The organism is Nonomuraea zeae (genome assembly GCF_005889725.1).
GTDB classification, from domain to species: Bacteria; Actinomycetota; Actinomycetes; order Streptosporangiales; family Streptosporangiaceae; genus Nonomuraea; species Nonomuraea zeae.
Genome location: NZ_VCKX01000415.1, coordinates 1 through 8754, shown reverse-complemented (window position 1 = coordinate 8754; position 8754 = coordinate 1). Strand labels below are relative to the sequence as shown.

Genomic DNA, 8754 nt, shown 5'->3' with positions numbered 1-8754 from the left:
CCGCGGTGACGGCGGTGGCGGTGGTCATGTCGGGCAACGGCGCGGCTCCCACGACGCCGCGAGCCCCCGACGGGGGGCGGGTGGTGGCCGGCGCCGGTGCCACGGAGACGGCCACGCCCAGAGTGACCCTGTCGGCGCGGGCCGTGCTGCTGGCCGCGGCGGAGAAGGCCGACCGGCAGACCGAGGGGAGCGGTGCCTACTGGCACAACGTGTCGGTGCACCGGCAGCTGTTCACCGTCAAGGACGGCGGCTACCGGGTCATGGACCAGGATCGCAGCGAGAGCTGGACGCCCAGCGCCGTCGGGGGAGAGCAGTGGTCCCAGAGCCGGTCGCTCGGCGCCCGGCCGGCCACCGAGGCGGACCGGGTGGCGTGGGAGCAGGCGGGGGCGCCGTCCGAGGTCGAGGTCGTCGTCCTCGGCAAGAAGGTGCCGATGAAGCTGTCCGTGTCCGAGGGGCGGACCAGGACTGGCCACAGCCCGCTGGTGGACGGCGACAAGGTGTTCTGGCTGGGCCGGAACGTCACCATGAAGGACCTGCGCGGGCTGCCCGGCGATCCGGACAGGCTGAAGAAGTGGCTGATGGCCTCGTACAAGGGGCACTCGACGGAGTCCTCCAGCGTGAAGATGTCGGGGGACGCGTGGCTGTTCACGGTCACGGTGGGCCTGATCATGGACATGCCGGTGACGCCCGAGGTGCGGGGCGCGGCGTTCCGGATGCTGGCCGAGCTCGACAGCGTGCGGGTCGCCGAGAACGTGACCGACTCCGAAGGACGGCAGGGCACGGCCGTGTCGGTCGAGGAGGACACGCAGGGGGGCGGGGTCTCCGAGACCCGGCTGGTCTTCGATGAGGCCACCGGGCAGCCGCTGGCCAGCGAGGGCGTGGTGGTGAAGCCGGGCGGGATGCAGGCCGGGTTCGAGCCGGGCACGGTGTGGAACTCGTACGCGCTGCTCGAATCGGGCTGGACGGACAGCAAGCCGGCGTCCTGACCCGACGCGGCGGCCCGCCGGAGCGCTAGCGCTAGCCGCTCTGGCGGGCCTCGTCGTTGGCGTTCGTCCGGATCTGCTGGATGCGCTGCTTGGTCAGCCCGAGCAGCTCGCCGATGTCGCCGTCGGACAGCCCCAGCTCGTGCATGTGCTTGACCCGCTTCTTCAGCGTCCGCGTGTAGTCCTCGGCGATCGCGGCCGCCTGGCGCTGGAGGGCGGCGAAGTCGTCGAGGTCCTGCTCCGACAGGCCCGGCAGCGTGTAGTGGAAGACCGGCGCGGGCGGCTGGGCGCGGTCGGCGAACAGGAACGGGAGCCCGTCCGCGACGTCCCCGTGCAGCTCCTTGAGCGTGCGGGCGGACATGCCGCCGGCCACGCCGTCCACCTGGGCGAGCCACAGGCTGCCCGCCATGGTGACGTGGACGTCCACGCGGTCTGCGCTCATCGGGTGCTCCAGTCAGTCCTTCAGCCAGCCGTCGCCGAACAGGTGCGCCAGCCCCCGTTCGAGTGAGTCCACCAGGTGCGGTGTCTCCCCTGGGTAGAGCGGGACGATCGCGCGGGCCGCGACCCGGCCCTCGGCGTCCCACAGCAGGAGGAATCGCTGTCGCTTGGTCGTCTCCGCCCAGTCGCAGCGCAGGCCGCGGATGTGGGAGAGCCCGATGATCCGATCGCGGATGGCCGCGTAGTCGTCTCGTTCCACCACACGCGGCAGACTATATCCCTTGACTACCATCGACAAGAGGTCTTGTCGGCGGCATTCTCCATACGTGTTTGGTCACGATGCGCCGGTCACGATGTGGCCCACGCCCGCACGAACGTCTCCACCGCGGCCCTCGCCATGGTCCGCAGCTCCGCGTCATCGAGCTGGCGGGTGCCCATCTGGGAGCGGGCTTCCAGGGGACCGAGGATCAGGGCCATGAACTGCTCGGCCGTCAGGTCGGGATCCGTGGTGCGCAGACGGCCGGCGAGCGCGAGCCGGGCCAGCCGGTCGGCCAGCGCCTTGTTGAGGTGGTCGGGGCCCATGTCCCGGACGATGTCCAGGATGTCGGGGAAATGGGTGATCTCCGAGTAGAGGAGCCGCCGCAGCGCGCATGACCGGCCGTCGGTGTGCAGGCGGAGCAGCTCGTACGCGACCTGCTCCAGCGTGCCGTGCAGATCGTCGCCGGGGGCTTCGAGCGGCTCCAGGGCGGCGACCCGCTCGTCGAGGCTCGTTTGCGCGGAGGCCTCGATGGCATGCCGGAACAAGGTGGCCTTGTCGGTCATGTGGTTGTACACCGTCGGCTTGGCCACGCCCGCCTCGCGCGCGATGTCCTGCACGCAGGCCTGCGTGTAGCCGTGGCGGGCGAACACGGTGAACGCGCCTTCCAGGATTGCCTGCCGCTTGTCGATCCGTCCGCGCGTGCTGGTCATGGCCTCGATTGTACTCGCGGGTTCAACTTCATGGACGTACGGGTTGCATGCGAACGCATAAGACAATTACGTTGAACCCATGAGTTCAATTCCTGATGATCGGCTGGATCGGCGGTTGCTGGGCACGATCGCCGTGGTCCTGCTCGGCGGGCTGCTGGGGATCCTCAACAGCACGATGGCCGCCGTCGCCACCGACACGCTGGCCACGGCCTTCAGCACCTCGCTGAGCACGATCGGCTGGACGTCCACCGGGTTCCTGCTGGCCGTGACGGCCACCATCCCATTCACCACGTGGGCCGTCGACCGGTACGGCGGCAAGCGGCTGTGGCTGGCCGGGCTGACTCTCTTCCTGGCCGGCTCGCTGGCCGCCGGGCTCGCCTGGAACGTGGGCAGCCTGATCGCGTTCCGCGTGGTGCAGGGGCTCGGGGCGGGGCTGCTCGATCCGCTCGTGCTGATCCTGCTGGCCCGCGCCGCCGGGCCACGGCGGGCCGGCCGGGTGATGGGGCTGATGGGCGTGGTCCTGTCCCTGGGACCTGTGCTCGGGCCGATCGCGGGCGGGGCGGTCCTCGGCGCTCTGACGTGGCGGGCGATGTTCCTGATCAGCGTGGTCGTCGGCATCGTGGCGCTGGCGCTCGCCGTACGGGTGATTCCCGCTGACGACCCCGCCGGCGAGGTGGCCGGGCCGGGCTCGTCGCGGCTGGACGTGGTGGGGCTGGCGCTGCTCGGGCCCGGGTTCGCGGCCGTCGTGCTCGGGCTGTCGCAGACGGCGGAGCAGGGCGCGATCGCGGTATGGCAGGCGCTGCTGCCGCTGGGGCTGGGGGCCGCGCTGCTGATCGGGTACGCCGTGCACGCGCTGCGCGCATCGCGGGACGCCGGCCGGTCGCCGGACTCGGACGGGCCTCGTGCCGCCCGGCCTCCCCTGATCGACCTGGGGCTCTTCCGCAGCCGGAGCTTCAGCGCGAGCGTCACGATCATGGGTCTCGGCGGGATGGGCCTGTTCGCCGGCCTTTTCGCGCTGCCCCTGTACTACCAGCAGGCGCACGGGCACGGCGTGCTGGCCGCCGGGCTGCTCATGGCCCCACTCGGGCTCGGCGGCGCCATCGCCATGCCGCTGGCCGGGCGGCTCTCGGACCGGCTCGGCGCCCGCGGCCTGGCCGTCGCCGGGGCGGTCGTGGCGGTGGCGAGCGTGCTGGCCCTCACGCGGATCGGCCCCGGCACGCCAGAGGTGTGGCCGGCACTGGCGGCGCTCACGTTCGGGCTGGGCAGCGGCTGTTTCAGCGCGCCGACGATGGGCTCGCTGTACCGCACGCTGCCCGGGCCCATGGTGGCGCAGGGCAGCTCGGTGCTCTACATGCTCAACCAGCTCGGCGCGGCGCTCGGGGTCGCCCTGGTCACGCTGGTCGTGCAGACCTCGGCGAGCGCGATGAGCGGGCTGCGCGGTGTGTTCTGGGTCGCCGTCGCCGCCAACCTGATCGTCCTGGCGCTCATCCCGCTGCTCCCGGGCAAGGCGGGGGCGCCGGCGGCCGCCGTACGAGAAGAAGATCTGGTGGGCAACGCATGAGGACACTGGTGATCACCGGCGGCACCGACGGGATGGGCCGGGCTCTCGCCCGGACCTACCTGGAGCGCGGCGACACGGTCGCCGTCGTGGGGCGGGACGCGGCCAAGGCGCCGTCAGGGGCCGCGTTCATCCAGGCCGACCTGAGCCTGGTCAGCGAGACCCGGCGGGTGATCGAGGAGGTCAACGCCAGGTTCCCGGTCGTGGACGCGCTGGTGTTGTGCGCGCGGTACTTCCGTACGCACCGGTTCGTGACGGAGGAGGGGCTGGAGGGGACGTTCGCGCTGGACTACCTGAGCCGGTTCCTGCTCAGCCACGGGCTGGCCGCGCCCAGGACGATCGTGAACGTGTCGGGGCCCGGGCAGCCGGACGGGCGCATCCATTGGGACGACCTCATGCTGGAGCGCGGGTACGAGGGCATGAAGGCCCAGTTCCAGGCCGGTAAGGCGAACGACCTGCTGGGGGTGGCGTTCGCCGCGCGGCACGGAGGGCGTACCCGATATGTGCTGATCCATCCGGGTGGGGTGTCGACGAGCGTGGCGGGCGAGTACGACGAGGCGACCGCCGCGCACGTCGAGGCGCTCAAACGGTACGGGATGCCGGTCGAGGAGGGGATCAAGCCCATCGTCGCGCGCATCGACGACCCGCCCGCCGAGCCGCTCAGCGCCTTCATGCGGCACCGGCCGATCGGCCTGGACCTGCCGTCCTTCGACCGCCGGGCGGCGGAGCGGCTGCACGAGCTCACGCTGGAACTGGTGGGTTCGCCGGCGGTGGCGCGGCCGGAGACGAAACAGCCCGGCGGCCGGCACTAATTCGGTTGCAGGGGGTACGTGAACTCTGGCCTGATAGATCGCGTTCGGGATGTGCCGGGAGGAGGCGATACGGGATGACGTACAACGAGGTGACCGGAACGCGGCATCCGCTCAGGATGTGGGCGGAGCCGGAGACGGTCGATCCGCAGGCGATGCAGCAGCTGCGCAACGTGGCGAACCTGGAGTGGGTCCACGGTGTCGCCGTCATGCCCGACGTGCACCACGGCAAGGGCGCGACGGTGGGCTCGGTCATCGCGATGAAGGACGCCGTGTCGCCGGCCGCCGTCGGCGTGGACATCGGGTGCGGGATGACGGCGGTGAAGACGTCGTACAAGTCTTCGCAGCTCCCCGACAACCTGGCCTACCTGCGCGGGAAGCTGGAGCAGGCCGTCCCGGTGGGCTTCGCGCACCACAAGCGGCCCGTCGATCCCGGCAACGTGCACGGGATCCGGACGGCCGGGTGGGCGGAGTTCTGGAAGGACTTCGACGAGCTCGCGCCCGCCGTGCACAACCGGCGCGAGCGCGCCGAGGTGCAGATGGGCACGCTCGGGGGCGGCAACCACTTCCTGGAGGTGTGCGCCGACGACGAGGGCGTCGTGTGGGTCGTGCTGCACTCGGGCTCGCGCAACATCGGCAAGGAGCTGGCGGAGCACCACATCGGTGTCGCCCGCAAGCTGTCGCACAATCAGGGGCTCGTGGACCGCGACCTGGCCGTGTTCCTCGGTCACACGCCGGAGATGGCCGACTACCGGCGCGACCTGTTCTGGGCGCAGGACTACGCGCGGCGCAACCGGGCGCTCATGATGGGGCTCGTCTGCGACGTCCTGCGGCGTCACCTGCCGAACATCGCGTTCGAGCAGCCGATCTCCTGCCACCACAACTACGTGGCGGAGGAGCGGTACGACGGGGTGGACGTGCTCGTCACCCGTAAGGGCGCGATCCGGGCCGGCAGCGGCGACCTGGGGATCATCCCGGGCTCGATGGCCACCGGCACGTACATCGTGAAGGGCCTGGGCAACAGCCTGGCCTTCAACTCGGCCTCGCACGGGGCAGGGCGGAAGATGAGCCGGACCAGGGCCAAGAAGACGTTCACCGTGCAGGACCTGGAGGCGCAGACGCAGGGCGTCGAGTGCCGTAAGGACCCCGGGGTGATCGACGAGATTCCGGGGGCGTACAAGGACCTGGAGTCGGTGATGGCCGCGCAGACGGATCTGGTGCAGGTGGTCGCACACCTGCGGCAGCTCATTTGCATCAAGGGCTGAGCGCGTAGGGCGGTGTGGGGGCTCCCGCCGCCCTATGGCGCTTTTTGCGGTGTCATGGAGATGAGGAGCAGCACCGGCCACGCGATCAGGAAACCCATGGCGGGGACCAGCAGGGCCATCCCCAGCAGCGGGGGCACATTCAGCTCGCGGGGGATGAACTGCGTCGCCATCCAGGCGGCCGCGCAGATGTTCGACCAGCCGTACGGCTTCCACCGGGCTCGCCGCGCGCTTGACGGCATCCAGTGAGGAACTCGGTGCTTCGTCAGCACGAATGTGCCGAGAAAGAGGAAGAAAACGCCGAAGGCGAGGACGAGTAACACGAGATGGTCCGTGATCGTCTGCAGGGTCTCCAAGAACATCGGAACGCTCCCGATCCAACAAGAGGGCCGCGCGGAGGCTGGGCAATTCTTCCCGAATCGCGCCTTCCCGATTCGCGGTAATGAAGATCATATAGGGACGCCCTTCTCCGAGAGGGCCGCTCCTCACGTCGACTCCCGTACGACCAGTTCGGCGGGCAGGAGTACGGGGGTGTCCGGGCCGCCGTCGAACAGGCCCAGCAGGAGGTCCACGGTCGCGGTGGCCCAGTCGGTCATCGGGCTGTGGACGGTGGTCAGGGCCGGGGTGGTGTAGAGGGCGGCCTCGATGTCGTCGAAGCCGACGACCGCCACGTCCTCCGGCACCCGGCGGCCCGTCTCGCGCAGCGTGCGCAGGGCGCCGACGGCCATGAGGTCGTTGGCGGCGAAGACCGCGTCGAGCCCGGGGTCGTCCTGGAGGAGCTGGCGCATGGCGTCGGCGCCCGAGACGCGGGTGAAGTCGCCGATCGTGACGATCGAGCGATGCCCGGTCTCGCGCATGACCGTGGTGTAGCCGGTGAGGCGCTCCTGGGAGGCGATCATGTCCAGGGGACCGGTGATCGTGGCGATGCGGCGCCTGCCCCGCTGGAGCAGGTGGCGGATGGCGAGCCCGGCGCCGCCGAGGTTGTCGTTGTCCACGTACGGCACCGCCGGGTTCATCCGGCCCAGCGAGGCGATCGGGAGCCCCTTGCGGGCCAGCGTGGCGGGCAGGGAGTCGGCCCCGTGCATGGAGACGAGCATGACGCCGTCCACGTGACCGGCGGCGACGTACTGGGCCACCCGGGCGCGCCCGTCGTCCGAACCGGCCAGCATGAGCACCACCTGCTTGCCGGCCGCCTCCAGCTTCCTGCTGGCCTGGCGGACCACGGCCGAGAACATCGGGTCGTCCGAGACCAGGCCCTTGGGCGGGTCGGAGACGACGAGGGCGACGGCGTCCGTGCGGCGGGTGGCGAGGTTGCGGGCGGCGGCGTGGGGGACGTAGCCGAGCTCCCTGACGGCTCTCAGCACGACCTCGCGGATGGACGGGGCGACGGTCGACGCACCGTTGATCACACGGGAGACGCTGGACTTGGAGACGCCGGCCCGGGCGGCCACGGCTTCGAGTGTCGGGCGGTTCACATCACTCCTCACGAGTTGAGAGAGCGCTCCCTCAGAAGGGTGCGGTGCGGGCGTCGGAGGAGTCAAGGCGGGGGCCGATTCTGGTGTTTCTCGGGGCTTCGGTGGGCTCAAGAGCGATTCGGGGCGGGGTCGGGGATCGTGGCTGGTCAGGGTCGTCGGAGGCGGTGCGGGAGTCGTTTAGAGAGCGCTCTCTCATGCGTCAGGGAGGTTTCCGGCGAGTTAACGGAGACCTTGACAGAGGTAAGAACCGCGAGCAGTCTCCCTCTCAGGGAGCGCTCCCTCGAACCATCCCCCCAGTTTGACGGAGACGTTGTGAGTCCACCCCGCAGCACTGGCCTGCGCCGCCTGGCGACGATCGTCGCCCTCATGATCACCATGTCGCTGATGGCGGTGCTGCCCGCCTCCGCCGCCGACCCCCTGCTGTCCCAGGGCAAGCCCGCCACCGCCTCCTCCACGGAGAACGTCGCCTTCCCCGCCTCGGCGGCCGTGGACGGCAACGCGGGCACCCGCTGGTCCAGCGCCTTCTCCGACCCGCAGTGGATCCAGGTCGACCTCGGCGCCCCCGCCTCCATCTCCCAGGTGCAGCTCACCTGGGAGGCCGCGTACGCCACCGCCTTCCAGGTGCAGGCCTCCGCCAACGGCACGTCCTGGACGAACCTCTACTCCACGACCACCGGCACCGGCGGCGACCAGACCCTGACCGTCTCCGGCAGCGGCCGCTACGTCCGCGTCCTCGGCACCCAGCGGGCCACCCAGTACGGCTACAGCCTCTGGGAGTTCAAGGTGTACGGGACCGGCGGCGGCACCGGCGGCGGCGACCGGCTGCTCTCCTACAACAAGCCGGGCGTCGCCTCCACCTCGCAGCACGACGGCAACTGCTGGGAGTGCACGCCGGCCAGGGCGTTCGACCTCGACCCGGCCAGCAGGTGGGCCACCAGCTCCACCACCGGCTGGGTGGACCCGGGCTGGATCTACGTGGACCTGGGCGCGACCGCGCAGATCAGCAAGGTCGTGCTGCAGTGGGATCCGGCCTATGCCAGGTCCTACCAGCTCCAGGTCTCCGGTGACGCCGCCAACTGGACGACCATCTACAGCACCACCACCGGCCCCGGGTTCAAGCAGACGCTCAACGTCAGCGGATCCGGCCGGTACGTCCGGATGTACGGCACCCAGCGCGCCACCCCCTACGGCTACAGCCTGTGGGAGTTCCAGGTGTACGGCACCGGCGGCAACCCCACCGACCCGCCCGCCCCGCCGAAG

Annotated in this window: 10 protein-coding genes; 5 read left to right on the top strand and 5 right to left on the bottom strand. The window is 70.6% G+C overall.

Going from position 1 to position 8754, the window contains the following annotated elements; genetic code table 11:
• The coding region (locus tag ETD85_RS57095; RefSeq protein ID WP_170247406.1) for a CU044_5270 family protein at window positions 1-986 on the top strand (986 nt) is incomplete at its 5' end.
• 31 nt (window positions 987-1017) lie between these two features.
• On the opposite strand, the gene ETD85_RS57090 is transcribed toward ETD85_RS57095, so the two are convergent.
• The 3 genes from ETD85_RS57090 to ETD85_RS57080 all read right to left on the bottom strand — a co-directional run bounded on the left by ETD85_RS57090 (window position 1018) and on the right by ETD85_RS57080 (window position 2390).
• Complete coding sequence (locus ETD85_RS57090) at window positions 1018-1425, bottom strand: hypothetical protein (RefSeq protein WP_138698199.1); 408 nt, start codon at window positions 1423-1425, stop codon at window positions 1018-1020.
• Window positions 1426-1437: 12 nt separating this feature from the next.
• A complete protein-coding gene (locus ETD85_RS57085; protein ID WP_138698198.1) occupies window positions 1438-1683 on the bottom strand; it encodes a hypothetical protein in 246 nt (81 codons plus the stop codon).
• Window positions 1684-1769: 86 nt separating this feature from the next.
• Window positions 1770-2390: a TetR/AcrR family transcriptional regulator gene (locus ETD85_RS57080; protein ID WP_138698197.1), complete on the bottom strand. Its 621-nt coding sequence runs from the start codon at window positions 2388-2390 to the stop codon at window positions 1770-1772.
• 79 nt (window positions 2391-2469) lie between these two features.
• Between ETD85_RS57080 and ETD85_RS57075 the strand changes: the two genes are divergently transcribed.
• The 3 genes from ETD85_RS57075 to ETD85_RS57065 all read left to right on the top strand — a co-directional run bounded on the left by ETD85_RS57075 (window position 2470) and on the right by ETD85_RS57065 (window position 6022).
• Window positions 2470-3951, top strand: a complete 1482-nt coding sequence (locus ETD85_RS57075) for a DHA2 family efflux MFS transporter permease subunit (RefSeq protein WP_138698196.1) — start codon at window positions 2470-2472, stop codon at window positions 3949-3951.
• Window positions 3948-4760, top strand: a complete 813-nt coding sequence (locus ETD85_RS57070) for an SDR family NAD(P)-dependent oxidoreductase (RefSeq protein WP_138698195.1) — start codon at window positions 3948-3950, stop codon at window positions 4758-4760. Before ETD85_RS57075 ends, ETD85_RS57070 begins: the two co-directional genes overlap by 4 nt.
• A 74-nt stretch (window positions 4761-4834) precedes the next feature.
• Entirely contained in the window at window positions 4835-6022 is a 1188-nt protein-coding gene (locus tag ETD85_RS57065; protein ID WP_138698194.1) for an RtcB family protein, read from the top strand.
• Window positions 6023-6054: 32 nt separating this feature from the next.
• Here ETD85_RS57065 and ETD85_RS57060 read toward each other — a convergent pair whose 3' ends face one another.
• Window positions 6055-6381, bottom strand: a complete 327-nt coding sequence (locus tag ETD85_RS57060; RefSeq protein WP_138698193.1) for a hypothetical protein — start codon at window positions 6379-6381, stop codon at window positions 6055-6057.
• 123 nt (window positions 6382-6504) lie between these two features.
• Window positions 6505-7494 (bottom strand): LacI family DNA-binding transcriptional regulator, encoded by a 990-nt coding sequence (locus ETD85_RS57055; RefSeq protein ID WP_138698192.1) that lies wholly within the window; start codon window positions 7492-7494, stop codon window positions 6505-6507.
• A gap of 312 nt (window positions 7495-7806) precedes the next feature.
• On the opposite strand from ETD85_RS57055, the gene ETD85_RS57050 reads away from it, so the two are divergent.
• A partial coding sequence (locus ETD85_RS57050; RefSeq protein ID WP_240780078.1) for a discoidin domain-containing protein occupies window positions 7807-8754 on the top strand: 948 nt, incomplete at its 3' end.